This is a genomic window from Vibrio neonatus (genome assembly GCF_024346975.1).
GTDB classification, from domain to species: Bacteria; Pseudomonadota; Gammaproteobacteria; order Enterobacterales; family Vibrionaceae; genus Vibrio; species Vibrio neonatus.
This window is the reverse complement of sequence record NZ_AP024885.1, coordinates 655,616-682,065: the sequence shown is the minus strand read 5'-3', so window position 1 is coordinate 682,065 and position 26,450 is coordinate 655,616. Positions and strand designations below refer to the sequence as shown.

At 43.9% G+C, this 26,450-nt stretch carries 23 protein-coding genes and 15 tRNA genes; 30 read left to right on the top strand and 8 right to left on the bottom strand.

From position 1 onward, the window contains the following. Window positions 1–79 precede the first annotated feature (79 nt). From kdsA to hemA, 6 genes are read right to left on the bottom strand one after another with little or no spacing between them, the layout of a single operon-like run. Window positions 80–931, bottom strand: a complete 852-nt coding sequence (gene kdsA, locus OCU38_RS03295) for a 3-deoxy-8-phosphooctulonate synthase (protein ID WP_039970047.1) — start codon at window positions 929–931, stop codon at window positions 80–82. 24 nt (window positions 932–955) lie between these two features. Then, window positions 956–1,765: a SirB1 family protein gene (locus OCU38_RS03290; RefSeq protein ID WP_261823723.1), complete on the bottom strand. Its 810-nt coding sequence runs from the start codon at window positions 1,763–1,765 to the stop codon at window positions 956–958. Between the two features lie 3 nt (window positions 1,766–1,768). Then, a complete protein-coding gene (locus tag OCU38_RS03285; protein ID WP_152821595.1) occupies window positions 1,769–2,152 on the bottom strand; it encodes a SirB2 family protein in 384 nt (127 codons plus the stop codon). Continuing rightward, window positions 2,143–3,009 (bottom strand): peptide chain release factor N(5)-glutamine methyltransferase, encoded by an 867-nt coding sequence (gene prmC, locus OCU38_RS03280; protein ID WP_261823722.1) that lies wholly within the window; start codon window positions 3,007–3,009, stop codon window positions 2,143–2,145. The genes OCU38_RS03285 and prmC overlap by 10 nt, the downstream gene beginning before the upstream one ends. Window positions 3,010–3,012: 3 nt before the next feature. Beyond that, window positions 3,013–4,101, bottom strand: a complete 1,089-nt coding sequence (gene prfA / locus OCU38_RS03275; RefSeq protein WP_261823721.1) for a peptide chain release factor 1 — start codon at window positions 4,099–4,101, stop codon at window positions 3,013–3,015. 17 nt (window positions 4,102–4,118) lie between these two features. Beyond that, a complete protein-coding gene (gene hemA / locus OCU38_RS03270) occupies window positions 4,119–5,369 on the bottom strand; it encodes a glutamyl-tRNA reductase (protein WP_261823720.1) in 1,251 nt (416 codons plus the stop codon). A gap of 114 nt (window positions 5,370–5,483) precedes the next feature. Between hemA and lolB the strand changes: the two genes are divergently transcribed. From lolB to OCU38_RS03170, 20 genes are all read left to right on the top strand, one after another. Then, window positions 5,484–6,110: a lipoprotein insertase outer membrane protein LolB gene (lolB, locus tag OCU38_RS03265; protein ID WP_261823719.1), complete on the top strand. Its 627-nt coding sequence runs from the start codon at window positions 5,484–5,486 to the stop codon at window positions 6,108–6,110. After that, window positions 6,107–7,000, top strand: coding sequence for a 4-(cytidine 5'-diphospho)-2-C-methyl-D-erythritol kinase (gene ispE / locus OCU38_RS03260; RefSeq protein WP_261823718.1), 894 nt, complete (start codon window positions 6,107–6,109; stop codon window positions 6,998–7,000). The genes lolB and ispE overlap by 4 nt, the downstream gene beginning before the upstream one ends. 26 nt (window positions 7,001–7,026) lie before the next feature. Beyond that, window positions 7,027–7,974, top strand: a complete 948-nt coding sequence (locus OCU38_RS03255) for a ribose-phosphate pyrophosphokinase (RefSeq protein WP_261823717.1) — start codon at window positions 7,027–7,029, stop codon at window positions 7,972–7,974. Window positions 7,975–8,205: 231 nt separating this feature from the next. Continuing rightward, a complete protein-coding gene (gene pth / locus OCU38_RS03250) occupies window positions 8,206–8,796 on the top strand; it encodes an aminoacyl-tRNA hydrolase (protein ID WP_261823716.1) in 591 nt (196 codons plus the stop codon). A 10-nt stretch (window positions 8,797–8,806) separates the two neighbouring features. Next, window positions 8,807–9,898 carry a redox-regulated ATPase YchF gene (ychF, locus tag OCU38_RS03245; protein ID WP_023402963.1) on the top strand — a complete coding sequence of 364 codons (1,092 nt, stop codon included), beginning with the start codon at window positions 8,807–8,809 and terminating at the stop codon, window positions 9,896–9,898. Window positions 9,899–10,331: 433 nt separating this feature from the next. Further along, window positions 10,332–10,408: transfer RNA gene (locus OCU38_RS03240), tRNA-Met, on the top strand. A 39-nt stretch (window positions 10,409–10,447) separates the two neighbouring features. Next, a tRNA-Leu gene (locus OCU38_RS03235) sits at window positions 10,448–10,532 on the top strand. Between the two features lie 8 nt (window positions 10,533–10,540). Beyond that, a tRNA-Gln gene (locus OCU38_RS03230) sits at window positions 10,541–10,615 on the top strand. An 81-nt stretch (window positions 10,616–10,696) separates the two neighbouring features. Beyond that, window positions 10,697–10,773 (top strand) — tRNA-Met (locus OCU38_RS03225). Window positions 10,774–10,845: 72 nt separating this feature from the next. Beyond that, a tRNA-Leu gene (locus OCU38_RS03220) sits at window positions 10,846–10,930 on the top strand. A gap of 35 nt (window positions 10,931–10,965) precedes the next feature. Further along, window positions 10,966–11,040, top strand: a tRNA-Gln gene (locus OCU38_RS03215). A 143-nt stretch (window positions 11,041–11,183) separates the two neighbouring features. Continuing rightward, window positions 11,184–11,268: transfer RNA gene (locus OCU38_RS03210), tRNA-Leu, on the top strand. A 38-nt stretch (window positions 11,269–11,306) separates the two neighbouring features. Continuing rightward, window positions 11,307–11,383: transfer RNA gene (locus OCU38_RS03205), tRNA-Met, on the top strand. A gap of 54 nt (window positions 11,384–11,437) precedes the next feature. Beyond that, window positions 11,438–11,522: transfer RNA gene (locus OCU38_RS03200), tRNA-Leu, on the top strand. A 35-nt stretch (window positions 11,523–11,557) separates the two neighbouring features. After that, window positions 11,558–11,632 (top strand) — tRNA-Gln (locus OCU38_RS03195). Window positions 11,633–11,758: 126 nt separating this feature from the next. Next, window positions 11,759–11,843, top strand: a tRNA-Leu gene (locus OCU38_RS03190). Window positions 11,844–11,878: 35 nt separating this feature from the next. Continuing rightward, window positions 11,879–11,953, top strand: a tRNA-Gln gene (locus tag OCU38_RS03185). A 53-nt stretch (window positions 11,954–12,006) separates the two neighbouring features. Beyond that, window positions 12,007–12,091: transfer RNA gene (locus tag OCU38_RS03180), tRNA-Leu, on the top strand. 35 nt (window positions 12,092–12,126) lie between these two features. After that, window positions 12,127–12,201: transfer RNA gene (locus OCU38_RS03175), tRNA-Gln, on the top strand. A 52-nt stretch (window positions 12,202–12,253) separates the two neighbouring features. After that, window positions 12,254–12,338, top strand: a tRNA-Leu gene (locus OCU38_RS03170). A gap of 254 nt (window positions 12,339–12,592) precedes the next feature. Here the strand turns inward: OCU38_RS03170 and OCU38_RS03165 are convergent. Continuing rightward, a complete protein-coding gene (locus OCU38_RS03165; protein WP_261823715.1) occupies window positions 12,593–13,768 on the bottom strand; it encodes an FAD-dependent oxidoreductase in 1,176 nt (391 codons plus the stop codon). Between the two features lie 477 nt (window positions 13,769–14,245). Here OCU38_RS03165 and miaB point away from each other — a divergent pair, with 477 nt between their 5' ends. From miaB to lnt, 5 genes are all read left to right on the top strand, one after another. Beyond that, entirely contained in the window at window positions 14,246–15,670 is a 1,425-nt protein-coding gene (gene miaB, locus OCU38_RS03160; protein ID WP_152821591.1) for a tRNA (N6-isopentenyl adenosine(37)-C2)-methylthiotransferase MiaB, read from the top strand. A gap of 150 nt (window positions 15,671–15,820) precedes the next feature. After that, a complete protein-coding gene (locus OCU38_RS03155) occupies window positions 15,821–16,927 on the top strand; it encodes a PhoH family protein (protein ID WP_021713990.1) in 1,107 nt (368 codons plus the stop codon). Then, window positions 16,928–17,392: an rRNA maturation RNase YbeY gene (gene ybeY / locus OCU38_RS03150; RefSeq protein WP_023405680.1), complete on the top strand. Its 465-nt coding sequence runs from the start codon at window positions 16,928–16,930 to the stop codon at window positions 17,390–17,392. A gap of 59 nt (window positions 17,393–17,451) precedes the next feature. After that, window positions 17,452–18,348: a CNNM family magnesium/cobalt transport protein CorC gene (corC, locus tag OCU38_RS03145; RefSeq protein WP_023405681.1), complete on the top strand. Its 897-nt coding sequence runs from the start codon at window positions 17,452–17,454 to the stop codon at window positions 18,346–18,348. 65 nt (window positions 18,349–18,413) lie between these two features. Then, window positions 18,414–19,925: an apolipoprotein N-acyltransferase gene (lnt, locus tag OCU38_RS03140; protein ID WP_261823714.1), complete on the top strand. Its 1,512-nt coding sequence runs from the start codon at window positions 18,414–18,416 to the stop codon at window positions 19,923–19,925. A gap of 123 nt (window positions 19,926–20,048) precedes the next feature. On the opposite strand, the gene OCU38_RS03135 is transcribed toward lnt, so the two are convergent. Next, on the bottom strand, window positions 20,049–20,519 hold the full coding sequence (locus OCU38_RS03135; RefSeq protein ID WP_261823713.1) for a zinc ribbon-containing protein: 471 nt from the start codon (window positions 20,517–20,519) through the stop codon (window positions 20,049–20,051). Between the two features lie 447 nt (window positions 20,520–20,966). On the opposite strand from OCU38_RS03135, the gene leuS reads away from it, so the two are divergent. The 5 genes from leuS to rlmH all read left to right on the top strand — a co-directional run bounded on the left by leuS (window position 20,967) and on the right by rlmH (window position 26,446). Next, a complete protein-coding gene (gene leuS, locus OCU38_RS03130; RefSeq protein ID WP_261823712.1) occupies window positions 20,967–23,540 on the top strand; it encodes a leucine--tRNA ligase in 2,574 nt (857 codons plus the stop codon). Window positions 23,541–23,665: 125 nt separating this feature from the next. Then, complete coding sequence (locus tag OCU38_RS03125; protein ID WP_390625252.1) at window positions 23,666–24,421, top strand: LPS-assembly lipoprotein LptE; 756 nt, start codon at window positions 23,666–23,668, stop codon at window positions 24,419–24,421. A gap of 9 nt (window positions 24,422–24,430) precedes the next feature. Next, window positions 24,431–25,441, top strand: a complete 1,011-nt coding sequence (gene holA, locus OCU38_RS03120; RefSeq protein ID WP_261823710.1) for a DNA polymerase III subunit delta — start codon at window positions 24,431–24,433, stop codon at window positions 25,439–25,441. Between the two features lie 213 nt (window positions 25,442–25,654). Beyond that, complete coding sequence (gene rsfS, locus OCU38_RS03115) at window positions 25,655–25,972, top strand: ribosome silencing factor (protein WP_152821578.1); 318 nt, start codon at window positions 25,655–25,657, stop codon at window positions 25,970–25,972. A gap of 3 nt (window positions 25,973–25,975) precedes the next feature. Continuing rightward, window positions 25,976–26,446, top strand: coding sequence for a 23S rRNA (pseudouridine(1915)-N(3))-methyltransferase RlmH (gene rlmH, locus OCU38_RS03110; protein ID WP_021713981.1), 471 nt, complete (start codon window positions 25,976–25,978; stop codon window positions 26,444–26,446). Window positions 26,447–26,450: the final 4 nt, after the last annotated feature.

Genomic DNA, 26,450 nt, shown 5'->3' with positions numbered 1-26,450 from the left:
AAAATAGCAACAAAAAAACGGGCTTGCGAATGCAAAGCCCGTTTTTATTAAAAGTGTCACAGAGTTGTGAATAGAAACTCTATTTAATATCTATCTGTGCAAAACTTTTGATTAAATCATCCAAAGATTTCATCTGCGCCAAGAACGGCTCAAGTTTATCCAGTGGTAATGCTGAAGGTCCGTCACAACGCGCTTTATCCGGGTCTGGATGCGCTTCGATAAACAAGCCTGCAATGCCTGTAGCCAGACCTGCTTTAGCAAGCTCTACTGTTTGCTCACGACGACCACCAGATGCAGCGCCACTTGGGTCACGCATTTGCAGTGAGTGAGTCACATCAAAGATGATAGGACTGCCGTTAGACACTTTTTTCATCACGCCAAAACCTAGCATATCAACCACTAAGTTGTCGTAACCCATGCAAGCGCCACGCTCACACAAGATGATCTTGTCATTGCCACACTCAGCAAATTTATCAACGATATTACCCACTTGATTTGGGCTCATAAACTGAGGTTTTTTAACGTTAATCACTGCGCCTGTTTTTGCCATCGCTTCAACAAGGTCAGTTTGACGCGCTAAGAAAGCAGGTAATTGAATCACATCAACCACTTCCGATACAGGTTGAGCTTGCGCTTCTGTGTGTACATCAGTGATGATCTTAACGCCAAAAGTAGACTTTAATTCTTCAAAGATGCGCATCCCTTCTTCAAGGCCAGGACCACGATAAGAGTGTACTGAGCTGCGGTTTGCTTTATCAAATGACGCTTTAAATACGTAAGGGATCCCTAAGCGATCAGTCACTTCTACGTATTGCTCACAAGCACGCATAGCCAGATCGCGAGATTCAAGAACGTTGATCCCACCAAATAGCGTAAAAGGCTTGTCATTAGCAACTGAAATATCACCAACCTGAACGACTTTTTGTTCCATATCCATCTCTCTTTTTATTGAGCGCTAGTGTAAAACCACGGGCTCGTCATTAATTGCTTTTAGCTGTAGTTTAAGTATCTCAGCCGCAGGATCTTCAGGGCAGTTCTCAATAAAGAACTCATAGTCTTTACGCGCAATTTGAAAACAATCTAATTGCTGATAAATAAAGCCTCGGTCGCGGATCTCATACGGATCTTCTGGCACCAAACTCAATGCCAAATCACTGCATGCTAGAGCTTGAGTATAGCGTTCCTCTCGCATTAATGCGCCTTTGAGTACGCCTAACCAACGTCCTATAATGGTCGAAGTATCAGCCACTTGTAAGTGCTCTGGCTTTAACATCGCTGAGTTACCTTCTGCGCCTTTAAGCCAAGACAGCAAAGTATGTTTCGCGACATACTCACCATTGAAAGGATTCACATAATCATGCTGTGCGTCTGACCACTTTACCACCAGCAGGAATTGAGTGGGAAAGCTGACGCCTTTGATCGGAAAACCTAACTTACGCCCTAAAAATAACAATAGAGCGCCAAGGCTAACCGGAATGCCTTTTTTACGTTCTAGGACTTTTTCGATAAAAGCGTTTTCAGACGAGAAGTAGTTCTCGTAGTCACCTTTAAAGCCCCACTGCTGGTAAAAAAGACGCAATAAAGCATCAAAGCGCGCTTTTTCATTTGTTTCTCTTGATAAAACTTGTTCTGCTTCATCAAGCATTTTTTCTAACTGTAACTCTACCCATGTCGCATTAACACTAGGGTCGACTTGAGCACAAAGACGCAAAGCGCCTTCGACTAATTCCAAATCATCGAGACCTTTAAACCACAGATCTGACATTGTTTACCCCATAAGTATTGGCATTTTTGTCATGCCGATCTTAGCTGCCATTAACAACCAACCTAAAGCACCTAAGAAAGCGAAGCCGCGTAGAAGCTGGTTTTTACCCATTTTCAGAGCAAATACACCCAATGCGATATACGCTAGAACGCAGGTGAATTTTTCTGTTAACCACTCAGAGCCCGGTTTAAATGGAACCCAACCGGTCACAAGTAACAACAAAATGCCGGATAAAATGAGCAAACCATTCACGGCATGCGGTGTCACTTTTATAAATTTCTTGTTCTGTAATGGTGATTTACTCACCATCAAAATGTATTGAGTGATAAATAACCCTGCACTCAATGCAATTAAGATCAGGTGGATATTTTTTAATGCTACGTACATTCATTTCTTCCTTTAAATTGACCTAAGGTCACTCTGTCTTGACCTGCGTAGTCTTGCTCGGTAGATACTAGCTGATAGCCCATATCCAATAGTATTTGTCGAGTTTGCTCGCCTTGCTCAAAGCCATGCTCCATCAATAACCAGCCACCTTCGGCAAGGTGATCTCTGGCATGTTTGGCTATGTGGCGTAAGTCTGCTAATCCATTCTCCGCAGCCACCAATGCCGAATCGGGTTCAAAACGAACATCACCAACCACCAAATGAGGATCGTGCTCATCAATATAAGGTGGGTTTGAAACAATGATCTGAAAAGGCCCTGCATTGGCTACAGGGTCAAACCAACTGCCTTGTAAAAATCGAGCATTTTTAATGCCCAACTTGTTGGCGTTGCCAGTCGCTAAAATGCGCGCATCGTCTTGGATATCAACGCCAATAAACTCAAAATGCGGACATTCAGAAGCTAAAGCCAAGGCTATCGCACCTGTACCTGTCCCCAAATCAAGCCCCTTACCGGGAGCCGAACCAATTTTATCCAAAGCCAATTCCACTAAACGCTCAGTGTCAGGACGTGGGATTAAAGTGGTTGGGGATACATTTAGAGGTAATGACCAAAACTCACGCTCGCCAGTAATATAAGCAATGGGTTCGCCATCAATACGGCGCTGCATAAGGGCATTGAAATCTTGGTACTGCTGTTCTGTGAGCACTTTTTCAGGCCAAGTAAGCAAATAGCTACGCGGCTTATGCAGTACGTGACACAGCAATACCGACGCATCGAGCTTGGCAGAGTCAATGCCTGACTCAAGCAAACGCTGAGCCGCTGTGTTCAGCGACTCTTGTACACACGGAAAAGACACCTGTTAGTTATTATCTGCTAGAGCAGCAAGCTGATCAGCTTGGTGTTCAGCCATAACAGGATCGATCAATGACTGCATATCACCTTCTAAAATTTCATTTAGACGGTATAAAGTCAGGTTGATGCGGTGATCCGATACACGTCCTTGCGGATAGTTATAAGTACGGATACGGTCACTACGATCGCCAGAACCCAGTAGGTTACGACGAGTATCTGACACTTCAGCTGCGCGCTTAGCTTCTTCTGCTTGAATAATACGAGCCGCTAGCACTGACATCGCTTTAGCTTTGTTTTTATGCTGTGAACGCTCATCCTGACACTCAACCACTGTACCGGTTGGCAAGTGAGTAATACGAATAGCAGAGTCCGTGGTGTTTACGTGCTGACCACCTGCGCCCGATGAACGGAAGGTATCAATTTTTAGATCGCTGGCTTTAATTTGTGGAAGCTCAGCTTCTGGGATCTCAGGCATAATCGCCACAGTACACGCCGAAGTATGCACGCGACCTTGAGATTCAGTCTCTGGAACACGTTGTACGCGGTGACCGCCAGATTCAAACTTCATGGTGCCGTATACGCCATCACCCGACACTTTAGCGATCACTTCTTTGTAACCACCTTGCTCTGATTCATTAGCGCTCATGACTTCTACGCGCCAACCTTTCTTCTCAGCAAATTTTGAGTACATGCGGAAAAGGTTGCCCGCAAAGATACCGGCTTCATCGCCACCCGCACCAGCACGGATCTCTAAGAAACAGTTACGTTCATCGTTAGGATCTTTTGGTAGTAATAGAATTTGTAGCTCATCGGTCAAAGACTCGATGTTCGCTTTTGCATCTTTAATTTCTTCCTGAGCCATTTCTTTCATCTCAGGATCGTCTTCGTTAGCCATATCTTGCGCCGCTTCAAGATCTTCTTGAGCTTGCTGATAAGCTTGGAAGCACTTGGTGACTTCCTCTAGTTGAGAGTACTCTTTTGATAGTGCACGGAACTTGTTTTGATCGCCGATAACATCCGGATCACCAAGTAGGTGTTGCACTTCTTCATAACGCTCAACTAACGTCTCCAATTTCACTAATATCGATGCTTTCATATTCTTCTTAAAAATAGTTATAGGTCTTCAAGACCAAGGCTTTTTCTTATTACAGCTAAATCATCCAGTGCGCCCTGCTCAGCTGCTTCTTGAAGCGCTTTAGTGGGGATATGGATGAGTTTATTGGTCAATTTATTGCTTAACTCTAGTAATACTTTTTCTGGATCACCACCAACGCTTAATGCTTGTAAGCTTTTTTCTAGCAGTTCGCGACGCGCGCAATCTGAGGCGCGGCGATAATCCCTAATGCTTTCCACAGCCTTTCGAGAACGTAGCCAGCTTTTAAACTCTTTATTCTCAATGGCGATAATCTTTTCCGCTTGCACCGCTTCGGCGCGGCGCTGCTCAATATTCTTATCAATAATGGTTTGCAGATCATCCACAGTATAAAGATAAGCGTCACTGAGCTCAGAAACTTCTGACTCTATGTCTCTTGGCACGGCAATATCAATAAACAAAATCGGTTTATGTTTACGAGTTTTTAGCGCACTTTCTACCATGCCTTTACCTATGATGGGTAACGGGCTGGCGGTAGAGCTTATAACAATGTCGGTATCGACTAAAGTTTGTGGAATCTCACTTAAACTGATCACTTGCCCATTAAACTGCGCCGCCAAACCTGCCGCACGTTCGCGGGTACGGTTGGCAACCGTCATATTATGACAACCGGTATCGGATAAATGTTTTGCCACCAACTCAATGGTTTCACCCGCACCGACCAATAATACTTTAGAGCGCTCTAGTGATTCAAAAATATGTTTGGCTAAAGTACAAGCCGCATAAGCAACGGAAACAGCATTACCGCCAATATCCGTTTCTGTGCGCACTCGCTTAGCAACAGAGAAGGCTTTTTGAAATAACTTATCTAAATTGCCTTTTACCGCACCTCTTTCTTTGGCATCGGCATAGGCTTGTTTTACTTGGCCTAGTATTTGAGGCTCACCTAACACCAAAGAGTCTAAACCACATGACACTCTCATTAAATGCTGAATCGTTTCTTCGTCACTGTAATGATAAAGACTGGGTTTTAAGTCATCATCTTCAACTTGATGAAAATCGATAAGCCAATCAACGATATTATTAGCTGACGGCGCATCAATATAAAGTTCGGTACGATTACAGGTAGATAGGATAACGCTACCTTTGACCTCAGACATAGAATGTAACTGCTGCAAGGCATCGCTCATCTTATCTGGAGAAAACGCGACTTTCTCTCTCAGTTCCACCGAAGCGGTATTGTGATTGATTCCTATGGTCAATAAAGGCATTTACTACTTAGACATACAAAATAAAAACGCAATTTTACTTGAACCACTACAGCAATAAAAGAGGCTTTATTGTATCATTAGCTTAAACCTTGAATCAGAGCTCTAATTCTTGACATGCAAATCACTCAAACATCTTCTATTTTGAAATGCTTGCTTAGGTTTACACCCTTCTTTCTTATTTTATTGTTGTTTGGTTGTGAGACTACACAACATGTTCCGACTCACAGTGTCGAATATCAAACCCATCAAGCAAAACTTGCCACACTGACCAATTTTAGTCTTTCTGGAAAGCTTGGCTATATCGACCCTACCCAGCGCCAAAGTTTAAACTTTCACTGGAAGCAATCGCCACAACAAAGCCAGTTACGACTATCCACTTTTTTAGGCAAGACAGTGCTCAATTTAAGCATGAATGAGCAAGGTGCTACGGTAACAGATATTCACGGAAAACGTTATTTTGATAAAGACGCCGATCTTTTGTTTTATCAATTAACCGGTATGCGCTTACCGATTGTTTATATGCAAGACTGGATAAAAGGACAGCCAACCGCAGCCGATCACTTCAATGTGGCAGAGAATGGTACTTTAGCCTCTTTACAACAAACTCGCGGCGGCCAGACTTGGTTGATGGAGTATAAAAGCTATCAAGAAACCAACGACCTCGTTTTGCCAAACAAAATGACCTTGTCGAGAGACCCTATCAAACTGAACATTGTTATCAGTAAGTGGAATATACAATGATAACCACCACCACAACCTGGCCATCGCCAGCCAAGCTAAATCTGTTTTTGTACATCACAGGGCGCCGAGACAATGGCTACCACGATCTACAAACACTTTTTCAGTTTATTAACTTTGGTGATGAGCTCACCATTACCGCTAACAACAGCGGAAAAATCACCATCACCCCTGAGCTAGAAGGTGTTCCAGTCCAACAAAACCTTATCTGGAAAGCCGCGATTGCATTAAAAGAAGCGGTACTTAAAAACTCCGAAGCTGCTGTCAATCATTCATTAGGCGCTGACATTCATATCAATAAAGTGTTGCCGATGGGCGGCGGCATTGGTGGCGGTTCATCTAATGCCGCTACTACCTTGGTCGCGCTCAATTATTTATGGCAACTTGATATATCTTTGCCAGACTTAGCCAAGATAGGACTAAGTTTAGGAGCCGATGTTCCTGTATTTGTGCAAGGCTTTGCAGCATTTGCCGAAGGTGTTGGGGAGTCTTTGACTAAAGTTGAACCAGAAGAAAAGTGGTATTTAGTCGTCAGACCAAACCAAAGTATTTCCACAGCTGAGATATTTTGTCACCCAAATCTAACAAGAGATACACAAAAACGCAGTTGGGAAGAGCTAAAAAGTAGCCCCTACGAAAACGATTGCGAAAAAATAGTGCGTTTACTGTACCCAGAGGTTGATAAGCAACTTTCTTGGCTGTTACAATATGCGCCGTCAAGATTGACGGGAACTGGGTCTTGTGTTTTTGCTGAGTTTGATACTCAACTAGAAGCACAAAACATATTAAGACAACTTCCCGAAAATACAACAGCATTTGTTGCACAAGGAAACAATATTTCTCCTTTGCACCTGACATTGGCGCAGTTATCTGCCCAAACACTACCCAATTAACTGGACGCAACCTCGAGGTTTCCACCGTGCCTGATATGAAGCTATTTGCTGGTAACGCTACACCTGAACTAGCCCAACGCATTGCTGACCGCCTATATATTTCTCTAGGTGATGCTGTCGTTGACCGTTTTTCTGATGGCGAAGTCGCTGTACAAATTAATGAAAACGTTCGCGGTAGCGATGTATTTATCATTCAATCTACCTGTGCTCCTACCAATGACAACCTGATGGAATTGGTAGTAATGATTGACGCAATGCGTCGTGCTTCTGCCGGCCGTATTACAGCTGTAATCCCTTACTTCGGCTATGCTCGCCAAGATCGCCGTGTGCGTTCTGCTCGTGTGCCAATTACAGCAAAAGTAGTCGCTGACTTCTTATCTAACGTTGGTGTTGACCGCGTTCTAACTATCGACCTACACGCAGAGCAAATTCAAGGGTTCTTCGATGTACCAGTAGACAACATCTTCGGTACTCCAGTGCTTCTTGAAGACATGATCAACCGTGGCCTAGAAGATCCAGTTGTTGTATCTCCTGACCTAGGTGGCGTTGTACGTGCTCGCGCTACAGCAAAAGCTCTTGGTGATGTTGATATCGCTATCGTAGACAAACGTCGTCCACGCGCTAACGTTTCTGAAGTAATGAACCTTATTGGTGACGTTGAAGGTCGTGACTGTGTCATCGTTGATGACATGATCGATACTGGTGGCACACTATGTAAAGCAGCTGAAGCTCTAAAAGAGCGTGGCGCTAAACGTGTCTTTGCTTACGCAACTCACGCTGTATTCTCTGGCACTGCTGCGAAAAACATTAAGAGTTCAGTACTTGACCAAGTGATCATCACTGACTCAATTACACTCAGCAAAGAAATGGCTGCAACAGGTAAAGTCTCTCAGTTAACTTTATCTAGCATGCTAGCTGAAGCGATTCGTCGCATCAGCAACGAAGAGTCTATCTCTGCGATGTTTAGCAACTAATTTTAGTTTCTAACCTAAGCAATTAGCCGCTAAAAGTTAAGTCATTCAATATTCTGCATCTGATTGTTTGAATATGAATGGGGTTCTTAAGAACCAGAATAATTCCAAGAATCCCGGTACTTATTATTAAGCACCGGGATTTTTTACTGTTACTTACTTTTTACTCTTACTGAGATTGCGTGCTATCATATCGCGCTTTTTGTTGTCACCTACATTTACGAGAGTTAAATCTTGAGCCAAGAAATTAAATTACTTGTTGGCCTGGCTAACCCAGGTCCTGAATATGCTAGAACACGTCATAATGCAGGCGCTTGGGTAATCGAAGAATTAGCTCGAGTACATAATGTAATACTAAAAAATGAGCCTAAGTTTTTTGGTTTAACTGGCAGAATTTTGGTCCACGGCCAAGATCTTCGCCTGCTTATCCCAACCACTTTCATGAACCTTTCAGGCAAATCAGTCTCTGCTCTGGCTAAGTTTTATCAAATAAAACCCGAAGAGATAATGATTGCGCACGATGAACTAGACTTACCTCCAGGTGTTGGCAAGTTCAAAAAAGGTGGTGGTCACGGTGGGCATAACGGTCTAAAAGACACCATAAGCAAATTAGGCAATAACAAAGATTTTTACCGACTACGCATCGGCATCGGACACCCTGGTCATAAAGACCGTGTTGCGGGCTATGTATTAGGCAAAGCTCCGGCCAAAGAGCAAGAATGCCTAGATGCCGTAGTCGACGAATCCGTCCGCAGTTTAGATATATTGCTAAAAGACGGTTTAACTAAAGCACAAAATCGCTTACACACGTTCAAAGCAGAATAAGGTTTTAATCATGGGTTTTAAATGTGGCATCGTTGGTCTTCCAAACGTTGGTAAATCAACTCTTTTCAATGCGCTTACCAAAGCAGGTATCGAGGCGGCAAACTTCCCGTTTTGTACTATCGAACCAAACACAGGCGTTGTTCCTGTGCCAGATCTACGTTTAGACGCTCTTGCTGAAATCGTAAATCCACAAAAAATTCTGCCAACTACAATGGAATTTGTAGACATTGCAGGTCTGGTTGCGGGCGCATCTCGTGGTGAAGGTCTAGGTAACAAATTCCTAGCTAACATCCGCGAAACTGACGCTATCGGACACGTTGTTCGCTGTTTCGAGAACGAAAACATCGTTCACGTATCAGGTAAAGTATCCCCTATCGAAGACATCGAGGTGATTAACCTTGAGCTAGCAATGGCCGATCTTGATAGCTGTGAACGCGCAATGCACCGTAATGCTAAAAAAGCAAAAGGTGGCGATAAAGACGCTAAATTTGAACTGGCTGTTTTAGAAAAACTGCTGCCAATTCTTACTGAAGGCGGCATGGCTCGTACTGTTGAGCTAAGCAAAGAAGAACTACTTGCGGTAGGTTACTTAAACTTCCTAACGCTTAAGCCAACCATGTACATTGCTAACGTGGCTGAAGACGGCTTCGAAAACAACCCATTTTTAGACGCTGTTCGTGAATACGCTGCCAAAGAAAACAATGTTGTTGTTCCTGTATGTGCGGCTATCGAATCAGAAATGGCAGAGCTAGACGATGAAGATCGCGCTGAGTTCTTAGCTGATATGGGCATTGAAGAACCTGGTCTAAACCGCGTTATTCGTTCAGGTTACGATCTACTTACTCTACAAACTTACTTCACCGCTGGCGTGAAAGAAGTGCGTGCATGGACAATCCCTGTTGGGGCTACTGCGCCACAATCAGCGGGTAAGATCCATACTGACTTCGAAAAAGGCTTCATTCGTGCGGAAGTTGTAGGCTACGATGATTTCATCCAGTTCAAAGGTGAAAGTGGCGCTAAAGATGCCGGTAAATGGCGTCTAGAAGGTAAAGATTACGTCGTTAAAGATGGTGACGTTATCCACTTCCGCTTCAACGTATAATTCTACGCTTCGATAACAGGTAAGATTGTGCAAAAAAGATCGCTTCGGCGATCTTTTTTTATTTGCATCGCCGTTACCCTATTTATACCAATCACACTAAGTAAGTGATCAGATATTTAGTACGATTGGTATCATACATATTTCAATCCCTTCTCTTGCTCTACTCAACAGTATTAAAAAAGAATTTTTAACACTGCTTGGCGCAAAACTATCTGTGGCGAAATGCTAATCAAACCTATTTCCATACTGTCTAATTTTGTGAATTATTAGATGTTTTCTGCATAAAAACAGGGCGCTTTGTTTAAAAAAAGTTCGAACAGGCTATAACTGGCGAAATCTTTAAAAAAACTATTGACGCTTTCCTGTGATATACGCATAATGCGCTCCGTTCTCGACACTGTCTAACAGGGTTGAGAAATGACAATATGGTAATGGCTACTTAGCTCAGCTGGTTAGAGCACATCACTCATAATGATGGGGTCGCAGGTTCAAATCCCGCAGTAGCCACCATTTCCTAAATGCTTTCTTTTGAGAGTTATTAGGAAATATGCGGAAGTGGCGGAATTGGTAGACGCACCAGATTTAGGTTCTGGCGCCGCAAGGTGTGAGAGTTCAAGTCTCTCCTTCCGCACCATATTAAGTTGGGCTATCGCCAAGCGGTAAGGCACCGGCTTTTGATGCCGGCATTCCCTGGTTCGAATCCAGGTAGCCCAGCCAACTATTTATTTCATGATTTTATTAAAAAATCATTGGAATAAGAGCAAGATTGGTTTATCCTCTCTCGCTCAAAATTAAAGTGGCTACTTAGCTCAGCTGGTTAGAGCACATCACTCATAATGATGGGGTCGCAGGTTCAAATCCCGCAGTAGCCACCATTTACAACGTCTAGTTGATTATCCAATCGTCAGCTAAGACTACACTCTAGCTTAGAGATTAAACAAAGCGATGCGGAAGTGGCGGAATTGGTAGACGCACCAGATTTAGGTTCTGGCGCCGCAAGGTGTGAGAGTTCAAGTCTCTCCTTCCGCACCATTATTTAAAGATATAGTTCCTAGAACTGTTTCTGTTGGGCTATCGCCAAGCGGTAAGGCACCGGCTTTTGATGCCGGCATTCCCTGGTTCAAATCCAGGTAGCCCAGCCACTTTACAAAGGGTGAAACAAAAGCATTTGATGCCTCGTTATCCCCCTGGTTCAGCTCTAAGTAGCTCAACCACATTACAACGTTATCGAGATTCTCCAATCGTCTCTTTAACTACACTCTGGCTTAGAGATTAAACAAGCAAAGCGGAAGTGGCGGAATTGGTAGACGCACCAGATTTAGGTTCTGGCGCCGCAAGGTGTGAGAGTTCAAGTCTCTCCTTCCGCACCATATTTAGTTTAGAGATTAGATTGTCTCTAAAACAGAGTGGCTACTTAGCTCAGCTGGTTAGAGCACATCACTCATAATGATGGGGTCGCAGGTTCAAATCCCGCAGTAGCCACCATATATACAACGTCTAATTGATTAACCAATTATCAATTACGACTACAGATTTGTTGCGGAAGTGGCGGAATTGGTAGACGCACCAGATTTAGGTTCTGGCGCCGCAAGGTGTGAGAGTTCAAGTCTCTCCTTCCGCACCATTATTTAAAGATATAGTTCCTAGAACTGTTTCTGTTGGGCTATCGCCAAGCGGTAAGGCACCGGCTTTTGATGCCGGCATTCCCTGGTTCAAATCCAGGTAGCCCAGCCACATTACAAATGGGTGAGATAAAAGCATTTGATGCCTCGTTATTTCCCCTGGTTCAGCTCTAATTAGCTCAGCCACATCACAACGTTATTGAGATTAACCAATCATCTCCCTAACTACAGATTTGTTGCGGAAGTGGCGGAATTGGTAGACGCACCAGATTTAGGTTCTGGCGCCGCAAGGTGTGAGAGTTCAAGTCTCTCCTTCCGCACCATTATTTAAAGATTGAGTTCATAGAACTTTCTCTGTTGGGCTATCGCCAAGCGGTAAGGCACCGGCTTTTGATGCCGGCATTCCCTGGTTCAAATCCAGGTAGCCCAGCCACATTACAACGTCTAATTGATTAACCAATTATCAGTTACGACTACAGATTTGTTGCGGAAGTGGCGGAATTGGTAGACGCACCAGATTTAGGTTCTGGCGCCGCAAGGTGTGAGAGTTCAAGTCTCTCCTTCCGCACCATTATTTAAAGATTGAGTTCATAGAACTTTCTCTGTTGGGCTATCGCCAAGCGGTAAGGCACCGGCTTTTGATGCCGGCATTCCCTGGTTCAAATCCAGGTAGCCCAGCCACATTACAACGTTATTGAGATTAACCAATCATCTCCCTAACTACAGATTTGTTGCGGAAGTGGCGGAATTGGTAGACGCACCAGATTTAGGTTCTGGCGCCGCAAGGTGTGAGAGTTCAAGTCTCTCCTTCCGCACCATCATTCAAGAAACCCGTCTTTTAGACGGGTTTTTTATTGCCTATAGAAAATGGACATTAAAAAAGGGCGCTCCATGCCGAGCGCCCTTCACTTCTTGAAAAACTAAGCTCCAATACCAATCACACTAAGTAAGTGATCAGAGCTAGCGCAGGAAAAATGCTCGAGAACAAGGCAGAATTTTTCGATAAGTAGTTATTCTACAATCAAAAATTCTAACGCCGTTATCGAGCATTTTAACAAGCTAGAATGAGCAGTTATTTAGTACGATTGGTATAAAGCCCTAACGCATACTTCAATGCTTGGTCTTTTATTGGCCCGGCACGATCAGCCAACTTTAATCCCATATTTCTCAATAGCTTTACAGGGCCTATGTTATTGCTAAACCCCAAGTAAAACGCATCCATCGCTGTTTGCATCAGCAAGTTATCGGTTCTTCTTAGTTTTTGATATCGCTTAAGGTTATCGAGTGAGTAATCACCCTCTTCTAACACCTCAAGTAAGCCCTGCACGTCTTTAAAGCCTAAATTGACACCCTGCCCCGCTAAAGGGTTAATGGTATGCGCAGAATCTCCTACTAGCACCACAGACTCTTTACAGTAATGCTGTACGTGACGGCGTTTTAAAGGAAAAGAAGCAAAGTTATTCACACTGACTGTGCCAATACGTTCTGGGAAACACGCTTCTATTTCCAGCTTTAGGGCTTCGGGTGTCAGTTGGCTCAATTGTTTAATTCGTTTAGGAGAGTCATACCACACTAAACAACCTTGCCCTGCTCCCATAGGAAGATACGATCTTGGCCCTTGCGGAGTAAACCATTGCCAAGTGACGTCAGTGTCAGCGCAATCTGTTTCTACGTTAATCAACATGCAGTCTTGACGATAATCCCACGCCGTCACGCCAATCCCTGCAATGTGCCTTACTTTTGAATTTGCCCCATCCGCGCCCACGACTAAACTGGTGCTAATCTGCTCGCCCGATGACAACTCAATTTGCTTGCCCAGTTCACTTGTCTTCATATCCACTAAAGCGTCAGGGCAATAAAAGCTCACGTTAGAATAGGCCTGCAGCGCTTGCCAAATACCCAGTTGCAACACGCGATTTTCGACCATGTAACCTAGCAAAGGTAGCTGTAAGGACGATGCATCAAAGCGAGTTCGGCAGTTATCTAACTCCCAAGTTTCTAGTCCCATATAAGGGAAAACTCGCTTACTCTGAACATGTGACCACGCGCCTAGTTGCTGCAGTAGATCCACCGAGCTCTTAGATATTGCAGAGATTCGAATATCCAGTGCTTGTGATGCAGAAAATGGCTCAGGTTTATATCCCTCAACCACCGCAACTCGCTTACCTTGTTTTGCCAAGCCAAGAGCTGTTGCAGCCCCAACCATACCGCCACCTATCACAGCTACATCAAAATGCATTCGTGTCATCCTTTACTGTATTATACCAATCGTACTAAATAACTGGTCATTCTAGCTTGTTAAAATACTCGATAACGGCGTTAGAATTTTTGATTGTAGAATAACTACTTATCGAAAAATTCTGCCTTGTTCTCGAGCATTTTTCCTGCGCTAGCTCTGATCACTTACTTAGTGTGATTGGTATTACATCGTTCGCTAATCAAATGATTGTACTGAAAAGTGCTCGTTAATGCCTGCATCAGAGCTTAATTTGCCAGCCTATAAGTGCGTTTATTAATCACATTGTCCACATATTGATGAATAAGGTAGCAAAAGGCGGCTCAATACAAACAATGCCTTAACTGACAATGTACGGAATTTAAGCTTGAACCCTAGTCACAGCGTCATTTAGCCAGTACAATACGCGGCTTGCCATAACAGTAAGTGGCGAAATACTGAGCAATCTAGCCAGTATAAAAGTGATTAATTAACACGAGTGTGAATGCAATGAGTAAGAAACTTCTGATCAAAACCTGGGGCTGCCAGATGAACGAATATGATTCGTCAAAAATGGCTGACCTGCTTAATGCTGCTAATGGATTTGAGCTAACAGAAGATCCGAAAGAAGCGGATGTATTACTACTAAACACCTGCTCAATTCGTGAAAAAGCACAAGAAAAAGTGTTCCACCAGCTTGGCCGTTGGAAAACTTTAAAAGACAACAAACCTAACGTTGTGATTGGTGTGGGCGGCTGTGTAGCAACCCAAGAAGGCGACCATATCCGTCAACGCGCTCCTTATGTTGATGTGATCTTTGGCCCTCAAACCTTGCATCGTCTTCCTGAGATGATCAAACAATCACAAAGCAACGATGCTCCGGTTATGGATATTTCATTCCCAGAGATCGAAAAATTTGATCGTCTTCCAGAACCTCGCGCAGAAGGCGCAACCGCGTTCGTTTCTATCATGGAAGGCTGTTCTAAATATTGTACTTACTGCGTAGTGCCATACACTCGCGGTGAAGAAGTCAGTCGCCCAATGGATGACGTACTTTATGAAATCGCTCAACTTGCAGAGCAAGGCGTGCGTGAAGTCAACCTATTAGGTCAAAACGTAAACGCATACCGTGGACCAACATTTGACGGAGAAATCTGCTCATTTGCTAACTTACTGCGTTTAGTAGCAAGCATTGATGGTATCGACCGTATTCGTTTTACCACCAGCCACCCTCTTGAGTTTACTGACGATATTATTGCGGTTTACGAAGACACTCCTGAGCTTGTGAGCTTCCTACACTTGCCAGTTCAAAGCGGTTCAGACCGTATTTTGACTATGATGAAGCGTCCACATACGGCTATCGAGTACAAATCAATTATTCGTAAGCTGCGTAAAGCTCGCCCTGATATTCAAATCAGCTCCGACTTCATCGTAGGCTTCCCTGGCGAGTCTGACCAAGACTTCCAAGCAACGATGAAACTTATTCGTGACGTTGATTTTGACATGAGCTTTAGCTTTGTCTTCTCTCCACGCCCAGGCACACCTGCAGCGGATTACCCTTGCGATCTGACTGAGCAAGAGAAGAAAGAGCGTTTGTACGAGCTACAGCAAACCGTTAATGCACAAGCAATGCGTTACTCTCGCCAAATGCTAGGTACTGAGCAACGTGTTCTAGTCGAAGGTCCTTCTAAGAAAGATCTTATGGAGCTTCGTGCACGTACCGAAAACAACCGCGTTGTTAACTTTGAAGGCAGTGCAGACCTAATTGGTCAATTCGTTGATGTGAAAATCACTGACGTATTTGCTAACTCTTTACGTGGTGAACTCGTTCGCACAGAAGCGGAAATGGATCTTCGTAGCGCCGTCTCTCCAACAGAGATGATGACTAAGACTCGTAAAGAAGATGAGCTAGGTGTAGCGACCTTTACACCTTAGAGCAAGACTAAACGAAATAATCACCCTGATTCGAGTTTCGAGTTGATCAACTCAAAACAATGACAGATTTTTATTTCGGTTGGTAAAGCACTCAAGCTATACTAAAAGAGCCTATTTAGGCTCTTTTAGTTCAGCGAATGTGAGGCACAATTGAGCAATAAAATTGTTACCCTAGAGATCGATCTAGAACCAGCAAACAACCACCGTCTTTCTAGCCTTTGTGGCCCTTTTGATGACAACATCAAACATCTAGAACGTCGTCTTGGCGTTGAAATCAACTATCGTGGCAACCACTTTTCTATCGTCGGCCAGCCTCATACCGCCTCTGCGGCGCTTGATATCGTCAAAAGACTTTATGTTCAAACGGCACCTGTTCGCGGCAATATCCCAGATATTGAACCAGAGCAAATCCACCTTGAAGTAAAAGAAAGTGGCGTATTAGAGCAAGCGGCCGAAGCCGAATTTGCCCACGGCAAAGAAGTGTTCATTAAAACGAAAAAAGGGGTGATTAAACCTCGCACGCCAAATCAGGCGCAGTATTTAATGAATATGGTCACTCACGACATCACCTTTGGTGTCGGCCCTGCCGGTACAGGTAAAACTTACCTAGCCGTTGCTGCAGCAGTAGATGCTCTTGAGCGTCAAGAAATCCGACGTATTTTGCTGACTCGCCCTGCGGTAGAAGCCGGTGAAAAACTGGGCTTCCTGCCAGGTGATTTAAGCCAAAAGGTCGACCCATATCTGCGCCCTCTTTACGATGCTTTATTTGAAATGCTCGGTTTTGAGCGTGTAGAAAAGCTGATTGAGCGTAACGTTATCGAAGTGGCACCACTGGCGTATATGCGTGGTCGTACATTAAATGATGCGTTCATTATTTTGGATGAAAGCCAAAACACCACCATTGAACAAATGAAGATGTTTTTGACTCGTATCGGCTTTAATTCTCGAGCCGTCATCACCGGAGATGTTACGCAAATCGATTTGCCTCGCGGGGCTAAATCAGGCCTGCGTCATGCTATCGAAGTGCTTTCTGATGTGAACGACATTAGCTTTAATTTCTTCATTGCCGATGATGTGGTTCGTCACCCTGTTGTGGCTCGCATTGTGAACGCATATGAAAAATGGGAAGTTCAAGATCAAAAAGAGAAAAAGGCAATCGAACAACGTCGTCGCCAAGAGCGTGAAGAACGAGAAGCTAAGCTCGTCGCTGAAGCGGCCGTTCATTCTCAGCAACAATCACAATTGGTAAATAAATAAATGGCCATTTATCTGGATCTACAATTGGCTGTCGAAGATGACAGTCAATTACCCTCAGAGCAAGATTTTCAATCTTGGCTCGAATACACGATTACCCAGTTTCAACCAGATGCTGAGCTAACCATACGTATTGTCGAAGTGGAAGAAAGCCACCAGCTTAACCACGATTATCGTGGCAAAGATAAACCAACAAACGTGTTATCTTTCCCATTTGAAGCACCTCCAGAAGTTGAAATTAATTTGCTTGGAGATCTTGTCATTTGCAAGCAAGTGGTTGAAGATGAAGCTGTTCAACAGCAAAAGCCACTGCTTGCACACTGGGCTCATATGGCGGTACATGGTAGTTTACACCTACTAGGCTACGACCATATCCAAGATGATGAAGCTGAGGAAATGGAGTCTTTAGAGACTGAAATTATGCAAGGATTAGGGTTTGAAGACCCTTATCTAGCAGAAAAAGAGTAACTTTTAGCTAAGTTACAGTGAGCTATTACACATCTGATAGCGCCAACCGTTGAGAGACAATGAACAGCGAAGACAATTCGCCCTCTAAAGAGGGTTCAAAGGAAAAATCAGAAGGTCCGAGTAGGAAATCCTTCTTTGAACGTCTAATCCATCTTTTTCAAGTGGATCCTAAAGACCGTCAAGAACTCGTCGATGTCATCCGTGACTCCGAAGAAAACGATCTGATCGATCATGACACTAGAGATATGCTCGAAGGTGTTATGGAAATATCTGAACAAAGAGTTCGAGATATTATGATCCCTCGTTCACAAATGGTGACCGTTGAACGCACCGATGATCTTGATACCTTAGTCAATCTTATTACTGACGCACAGCACTCACGCTACCCAGTAATCAGCGAAGACAAAGACCATGTCGAAGGCATTTTACTGGCTAAAGATCTATTGAAATATCTTGGATCTGACAGTGCACCTTTCGACATTGAGCAGGTTATCCGTACTGCGGTTGTTGTCCCTGAAAGTAAACGTGTTGACCGCTTACTCAAAGAGTTCCGTGAAGAACGCTATCATATGGCGATTGTAGTAGACGAATTTGGTGGCGTATCAGGATTACTGACTATCGAAGATATTCTTGAAGAGATAGTCGGCGAGATTGAAGATGAATTTGACGATGAAGAAGAGCTAGAAATCCGTCAGCTAAGTAAACACACTTTTGCTGTCAAAGCCCTGACCACTATTGAAGAATTCAATGATACCTTTGGCACTACCTTCAGCGATGAAGAAGTGGATACTGTAGGTGGCTTGATTATGACCCAATTTGGTCATTTACCAAGCCGAGGCGAAATTGTCGAAATCGATGAGTACACCTTTAAGGTTACTGCTGCTGACAACCGTCGTATTATTCAACTCCAGGTTACTGTCCCAGACAAAGTGTCTGAAAAAGATCACAGCGAATAATCGCCGACTCTTGGACAAGCTGTAACCTCTAGGGAACAGACTCAAATATTAAGATGAAATCATTGATGACTCATCGCCTAATGCGGCCGCTTGCGGCCGTTTTTGTTGGCGCTAGCACCACGCTTTCCTTTGCCCCTTATAACATGTGGCCTTTGGCATACATTAGCCCATTACTGCTGTTTTTATTACTCAGTGGTCAATCATGGCGCTATTCTGCCTTACTTGGCTACTTATGGGGACTTGGCCTTTTTGCCACAGGCATCAGTTGGGTTCACGTCAGCATAGATACCTTCGGTGGTATGCCAAAGATTGCCAGTGTATTCCTTATGAGTATGCTGGTCGGCTATTTGGCTATCTACTCAGCACTGTTCGGCGCACTATTTACTCGCTTTAAAGCCAACAAGAATTGGTTTGGCGCGTTATTAGTAGCCCCTGCCCTTTGGCTGATTTGTGATTGGTTGCGTGGTTGGGTCTTTACTGGTTTCCCATGGTTACTGTTAGGCTATAGCCAAATCGACGCGCCGATTGCAGGGCTTGCGCCTATTGCTGGGGTTGATTTTGTCAGCATGATCATTGTTGCTATATCCAGCAGTGCAGCACTGGCCATTATCCGCAAAGACTGGAAACAACTATGGGTGCCAGTGGCATTATTTGCAGTTTGTACTCTGAGTTATTTTGCACATTGGGTCACTCCTGATAACAGCCGCACTCAAAGCGTGGCGCTTATCCAAGGCAATGTTCAGCAAGAAACTAAATGGCTACCTAGTCATCGCTGGCCAACCATCATGATGTATATGGACCATACCCGCCAAAACTGGGATGCCGATATTATCATTTGGCCAGAAGCGGCGATTCCTGCTTTTGAAGGGGAAGTGACTGAGTTTATGAAGAGCCTAGATAAAGCCGCGCGTATGAATGATTCAGCGGTAATTACTGGGGTGTTAACTCAAGAAGGTCAGCAAACTTATTACAACAGTGTCACTACCCTAGGCGTAACGCCATCCGGTGACTATGACTATGTGACTCAGCCACACTACTACAAGCATCACTTATTACCGTTTGGTGAGTTTGTTCCTTTTGAAGATTTTCTAAGACCACTGGCACCGTTTTTTAATCTGCCAATGTCTTCTTTTAATCGTGGCGATTACATTCAAAATAATATCGTGGCACATGGCGCACATATGGTGGTCGCGCTGTGTTATGAAATCATCTTTGGTCAGCAGTTGCGAGACAACATCACCAATGATACGGATTACATCCTAACTCTATCAAATGATGCTTGGTTTGGTGACTCTATTGGCCCACTGCAACATATGGCAATAGCGCGTATGCGAGCCTTAGAATTTGGTATGCCAGTCATTCGCTCGACCAACAATGGCGTGACTGCGGTTGTGAATTACAAAGGCAAGATAACCGCTGAGCTTCCGCAGTTTAAAGAAGACGTATTGCGCACTAGCGTCGTACCGACAAATGGCAAAACGCCGTATGTTCAATTTGGTGGTCTACCACTGAAAGTATTGGTATTGGTGATTATGCTGATTGCACTGTTTAGAATGAAACACAGTAAGTTGAAATAGCGGCAATCCAAGTAAGAACAGGGTTAAAAATAAAGGCTAAGTGGTATGATCCGCTTAGCCTTTTTAATTTGAAATGCTGACCTAGCACTTAGCACTTAGCACTTAGCACTTAAACACTCGAATCTAAGGTTTCAGAGGCAAACGAGTGAACTCATCGTGCCCACACTGAGTACACGCAATAATCTCAGTGGGGTGATTGTAAGTTGTTTTATGCCCACATTTTTCACACACAAGCACACCAAGCCCAATCAACTCACCGCTTTTGTACACACCTTGATGATCTAAGTCTTTAAAGAACTCGACCCACTCAACTTTGGTTTTATCAGTAATATCTGAAAGTGATTGCCAAAGAGTATTGGCGATGGTGAGATAGAAAGGCCCTGATTTACTTTCTTCAAAGCTGTTGGCAAATTCTTGCAAATCCGATTTCACATAGGCAGAAACAAGTGCGAGTTCGTCTTTTGTCATGTCATTGGCCGCTTCCACAACTTTCTCTGAAGTGGCAATCACGTTGTTAATTTCTTCTGGGCTGTTTTTCAGAGTTTCAACAACGTTCGACAATAACTTTTCATATCCTAATTGGCGTTTTGGCATACCAACTCCTTTTCTATGACGATCTAATGACAATAGATAACCACTAAAAATACCTTTTGAATACCATTATTTTAGTCTCTGTAGATTAAGACAAAGGTCGTGCCACTCACAGTTTTCAAAAAATAAATGACTATGTCATTATTATTTAAAGCTATTTTCTAAAAAGCATCTTGCGCTATACCCTCAAACACTTCCCTAAAATTCATCGTAAACCCTTAGCTAAAGTTTTACATTCTGCCGAATGCCCTTTTTCCAGAACTTAGCCTAAGCAGTATCTAACAGACTAAAATTGTCACAACAGTCAGTCATCGAGACGCATAAACGCAAATATCCTCGTTTAAAGCTAGCTTTGTGGTTGTTGCTTTTGGCTGCATTAGGTATTCTAAGCGGATCTCTAATGCACGATTTTAATCGTTCTAATAGTTTCCTAGAAAACGGATAGCGTCCATGCAAGAACAATACAACCCGCAAGATATTGAACAGAAAGTTCAACAGCACTGGGACAGCAACAAAACGTTTGTTGTAACTGAAGACTCAAGCAAAGAAAAATTTTACTGTCTTTCAATGTTCCCTTACCCAAGTGGTCGTCTCCACATGGGCCATGTGCGTAACTACACCATTGGTGATGTAGTATCTCGTTTCCAACGCCTGCAAGGTAAAAACGTGATGCAGCCAATTGGTTGGGATGCTTTTGGTCTACCAGCAGAAAACGCTGCTGTTAAGAACAACACAGCTCCAGCGCCATGGACTTACGAAAACATTGAGTACATGAAAAACCAACTTAAGCTACTTGGCTTTGGTTATGACTGGAACCGTGAATTTGCCACTTGTACTCCAGAATACTACCGCTGGGAACAAGAGTTCTTCACTAAGCTGTACGAAAAAGGCCTAGTGTACAAGAAGACTTCATCTGTTAACTGGTGTCCAAACGATAAAACGGTTCTAGCAAACGAACAAGTTGAAGACGGCTGCTGCTGGCGTTGTGACACCCCTGTTGAACAGAAAAAAATCCCACAATGGTTTATTAAAATCACTGAGTACGCACAAGAGCTACTTGATGATCTAGACAACCTTGACGGTTGGCCTGACATGGTAAAAACCATGCAACGCAACTGGATTGGTCGCTCTGAAGGTGTTGAACTTAAATTTGAAGTTAAAGGTCAACAAGACTTAGAGGTGTACACCACTCGTCCTGACACTCTTATGGGTGTAACGTACGTGGGCATCGCAGCAGGTCACCCTCTGGCTGATATCGCTGCTCAAACTAACCCTGAGCTTGCCGCTTTCATTGATGAGTGTCGCAACACGAAAGTAGCCGAAGCTGAACTGGCGACAATGGAGAAGAAAGGTATGGCGACTGGCCTTACTGCTATTCACCCATTGAACGGCCGTGAAGTTCCAGTTTACGTGGCTAACTTTGTCCTAATGGATTACGGCACAGGCGCTGTAATGGCGGTTCCTGCACACGATCAACGTGACTACGAATTTGCTACTAAATACGGTCTAGACATCATCCCAGTGATCAAACCAGCCGATGGTTCTGAGCTTAATATCTCTGAAGAAGCTTACACTGAAAAAGGTGTACTGTTTGATTCAGGCGAATTTGACGGCCTTGAATTCCAAGCCGCATTTGATGCTATCGCAGCTAAACTAGAGTCAGAAGGTAAAGGCACTAAAACCGTTAACTTCCGTCTACGTGACTGGGGCGTATCTCGTCAACGTTACTGGGGTGCGCCAATCCCAATGGTCACTACAGAAGACGGTGAAGTTCACCCTGTTCCTGCTGATCAACTGCCAGTAATCCTGCCAGAAGATGTAGTAATGGACGGCGTAACTAGCCCAATTAAAGCTGATTTAGAATGGGCTAAAACCACATTCAATGGTGAACCTGCACTGCGTGAAACCGATACTTTTGATACCTTCATGGAATCATCTTGGTACTACGCACGTTACTGTTCACCACAAGCTGACGATATTCTAGATCCAGAAAAAGCCAACTACTGGCTACCTGTTGATCAATACGTTGGTGGTATCGAACACGCTTGTATGCACCTATTGTACTCGCGCTTCTTCCACAAACTATTGCGTGATGCGGGCTACGTCACTTCAGACGAACCGTTCAAGCAACTGCTTTGTCAAGGTATGGTATTGGCAGATGCTTTCTACCACACTAACGAAAAAGGCACTAAAGAGTGGATCGCACCCACTGATGTGACTGTTGAGCGTGACGGTAAAGGCCGCATTGAAAAAGCTGTAGATACGCAAGGCCGCGACGTTGAACACTCAGGCATGATCAAAATGTCTAAGTCGAAAAACAACGGTATCGACCCACAAGAGATGGTTAACAAATACGGCGCAGATACAGTACGTCTATTCATGATGTTTGCCTCTCCTGCTGACATGACTCTTGAGTGGCAAGAATCTGGCGTTGAAGGGGCTAACCGCTTCTTGAAACGTGTTTGGAAACTGGTTCGTGAGCACTCTGCACAAGGCGCAGCTGAAGCAGTAGACGCTAAAGCGCTTTCTTCTGAGCAAAAAGCACTGCGTCGTGATGTACACAAAACCATTGCTAAAGTGACCGATGACGTTGCACGTCGTCAAACCTTCAACACAGCGATTGCCGCTATCATGGAACTGATGAACAAACTGGCGAAAGCGCCACAAGCATCAGCTCAAGATCGCGCTATCCTAGACGAAGCACTTAAAGCGGTTGTGACTATGCTTTACCCAATCACTCCGCACATCAGCTTTGAAATGTGGACAGCATTAGGTGGCAGCGATATCGATCACGCGCAATGGCCAACCTTTGATGAAAAAGCGTTAGTAGAAGACGAAAAACTGATCGTTGTTCAAGTAAACGGTAAACTTCGCGCCAAACTAACCGTTGCTGCAGACGCATCAAAAGAGCAAGTTGAAGAACTGGGCCTAAACGATGAAAACGTGGTTAAATTCATTGAAGATAAAACTGTGCGTAAAGTGATCTACGTACCAGGTAAGTTGCTGAATATTGTAGCAAACTAATCTAACCTTAGTGTGAGGGCGAATAATTGCGCCCTCACACTTCGTTTTTTATAGTGCTTTTTAACTCGCTTTATATTTAGAGAAGCACCATAAAAACCGAACTTCCTGTAGAGAGTATTCTTTTGATTCAAATTGCACGCCTACCCTATTTACGTCTAGCTATTGCTCTACTGTTTGCATCACTACTCAGTGGGTGTGGTTTTCATTTACGTGGCAATTACCTAGTTCCTGAAGAAGTAGGTGCCATGTCCCTTACCAGTTACGACGATTATTCTCGATTAACCCGTGATGTCACCACTGAGCTCAGAAACAACGACATTGATCTTGTGACTCCTGCCGCCAATGTCACGAACCTGCACCTGTTATCAGAAAGCATCAGTGATCGCACACTTTCTCTATACCAAAACAGCCGCGCGGCCGAAAAAGAGATCAAACTGGTGGTCACTTACCGAGTTATTGTACCTGAAGTCTATTCTCGAACCTTTACGACTCAAGTAAGCCGCAGCTATCTAGATAACCCACTCACCGCTTTGGCAAAGTCGGTAGAGCAAGAAATGCTAGAAAATGAAATGCGTAAGCAAGCCTCTCGACAAATCATTCGACAGCTAGCACGTCTACGCAATAGCCTTGATAATGAAGATTCACAACAACTAGAAGTGAATGAAGAAGGTATGGTCGTTGACCCTTCTTTGCAGAAAAAAGATCAAATTTCATTAGAAGCTGAATTTGAGAAATCTGATCCTGCACCGGTTAAACCGCAACCAAGCGCAACCGACGAAAGTAAAACGGATGATTCATCTTCAGCTACTGAGACTAGCGCGACAGAAACAGCAACCACTGATACGACAACCACAGAGGCTGAAACGCCTGCTGCGGAGTAGACAGTTATCATGCGTATCTTTGCTGACAAACTAGAGAACACTTTACAAAGAGAGTTACACCCTGTGTATCTTGTGTTTGGTGGTGAAGCTCTTTTAGTGCAAGAGTCTCAAAATCAAATCGAACAAAGCGGCAAAGCACAAGGTTTTAGTGAAACCTTCCGCTTTGCCATTAGCGCGCAAACCGATTGGAATGAGATCTTTAATGCCTGTAACTCAATGAGTCTTTTTGCTGAAAAAAAGATTCTGCAACTTGAGCTACCAGAATCAGGCACTAATCAAACCATCAGTAAAGAGCTGCTGAATTTACAGCAAATGCTCAACCCTGACGTGATATTGATTGTCATCGGAAGCAAGCTCACCAAAGCGCAAGAAAACACCAAATGGTTCAAAGCACTCAATGCGAACGGCTTATGGGTCAGTTGCTTAACCCCTGACGCACAACGTTTACCGCAGTTTGTCATGCAGCGCTGCCATAAATTAGGGCTAAAACCCGACGCAGAAGCGGTGCAAATGCTGGCACAATGGCATGAAGGGAACCTTTTAGCCCTAAGTCAGAGCTTAGAGAAGCTTTGTTTACTCTATCCTGACGGAGTCTTGACGCTAATTCGTATAGAATCAGCCCTGAGCAGACATAACCACTTTACGGCGTTTAACTGGATTGACGCTATGCTTGAAGGAAAAGCCAAGCGTAGCCAGCGTATTTTGCGTGAATTACACGGTGAAGGTATCGAAGCGGTTATCTTACTGCGCACATTGCAAAAAGAGCTCAATACTTTAATGAGCTACAAGCAACAATTGAATCAAAAAAGTTTACAGCAAGTATTTGACCAATACCGCGTTTGGAACAACAAGCGCCCACTGTATACCGCAGCGCTTAATCGCCATACTGCACGCTCTTTGTATTCGATGGTCTGCACTCTAGCAGAAGCCGAATACACAGCAAAAACCGATTATGACACCAGCGTATGGCCAATGCTGACACAATTAACACTCGACATGAGTATGTCGCAAAACGCTTAATACCAATCACACTAAGTAAGTGTTCAGAAATAGCGAAGGAAAAATGCTCGAGAACAAGGCAGAATTTTTTGATAAGTAGTTATTCTACAATCAAAAATTCTAACGCCGTTATCGAGTATTTTAACAAGCTATAATGACCAGTTATTTAGTACGATTGGTATAATATAAGCGCGATATACTTTCCACCTACGACAATTTGATAAGGAGCCTGCATTGCAAGGCAAGGAATTAAAAGACTTTTTGGCTGATAAAGCAGACGATATAAAAGCACAACAAATCGTAACCCTAGACGTTCAAGGAAAATCTAGCGTGACTGATTACATGATTATCTGCACAGGCACCTCTAAGCGCCACGTTTCCTCCATTGCAGAGCATGTTGCCAGTGAAGCGAAAAAGATCGGCGTCGAACCTTTAGGTATGGATGGTGAACTTGAAGGCGAATGGGTTGTCGTAGATATGGGATCTACCATGATTCATGTGATGCAAGAAGAACACCGCGAACTTTATCAACTAGAAAAACTTTGGGGTTAATCTGTGAAAATCCAACTCGTTGCCGTTGGCACTAAAATGCCAAAATGGGTAGAAGAAGGCTTTAATGAGTACAAGCGTCGTTTTCCCAACGATATGCCTCTGGAACTGATTGAGATCACTGCTGGTAAACGAGGTAAAAACGCTGACATTGCGCGCATCTTACAAAAAGAAGGCGAAGCCATGTTGGCGGCAGTACCTAAAGGAAACCGAATTGTGACCTTAGATATTCCAGGCAAGCCTTGGGATACTCCGCAACTCGCACAACAGTTGGAGCGTTGGAAACTCGATGCTCGTGATGTTTCTATTCTTATCGGTGGACCAGAAGGTTTAGCGCCAGCGTGTAAAGCAGCCGCAGAACAAAGTTGGTCACTTTCCCCTTTAACACTCCCTCACCCTCTGGTGCGAGTGGTAATGGCCGAAAGCCTATACCGAGCTTGGAGCGTTAACGCGAACCACCCTTATCATCGTGAGTAATCCA